The organism is Pseudoalteromonas sp. NZS71_1, assembly GCF_015864305.1.
In the GTDB taxonomy this organism is placed as follows: Bacteria; Pseudomonadota; Gammaproteobacteria; order Enterobacterales; family Alteromonadaceae; genus Pseudoalteromonas; species Pseudoalteromonas arctica.
Genome location: NZ_JADYXM010000038.1, coordinates 1 through 666, shown reverse-complemented (window position 1 = coordinate 666; position 666 = coordinate 1). Strand labels below are relative to the sequence as shown.

The 666-nt window shown below is 45.2% G+C and carries 1 protein-coding gene; it reads right to left on the bottom strand.

Translation table 11 applies throughout. The features are described 5' to 3' along the window. Positions 1-666: EF-Tu/IF-2/RF-3 family GTPase (locus tag I6F43_RS20350; RefSeq protein ID WP_269435321.1), on the bottom strand; the 666-nt coding region annotated here is incomplete at both ends.

Genomic DNA, 666 nt, shown 5'->3' with positions numbered 1-666 from the left:
CAACACCAGCACCTACAGTACGACCACCTTCACGGATAGCAAAACGAAGACCTTCATCCATCGCGATTGGTGCGATTAGAGTTACTGTCATCTTGATGTTATCACCAGGCATTACCATTTCCACGCCATCTGGTAACTGTACGTCACCTGTTACGTCAGTTGTACGGAAGTAAAACTGTGGACGGTAACCTTTGAAGAATGGAGTATGACGACCACCTTCATCTTTCGAAAGTACGTATACTTCTGAAGTGAATGTAGTATGTGGGTTGATTGAACCAGGCTTAGCTAGTACTTGACCACGTTCAACGTCTTCACGTTTAGTACCACGTAGAAGTGCGCCGATGTTTTCGCCAGCACGACCTTCGTCTAGAAGCTTACGGAACACTTCAAGACCAGTACAAGTAGAACGAGTTGTATCATTGATACCAACAATTTCTACTTCGTCATTGATGCGGATGATACCAGCTTCAACACGACCAGTTACAACAGTACCACGACCCTGGATTGAGAAAACGTCTTCGATAGGCATGATGAAAGGCTTATCGATGTCACGCTCTGGCTCTGGGATGTAAGTATCAAGTGCGTTTGCAAGCTCAACAATCTTATCTTCCCACTCTTTCTCGCCTTCTAACGCTTTAAGCGCAGAACCAGCAATTAGAGGTAAGT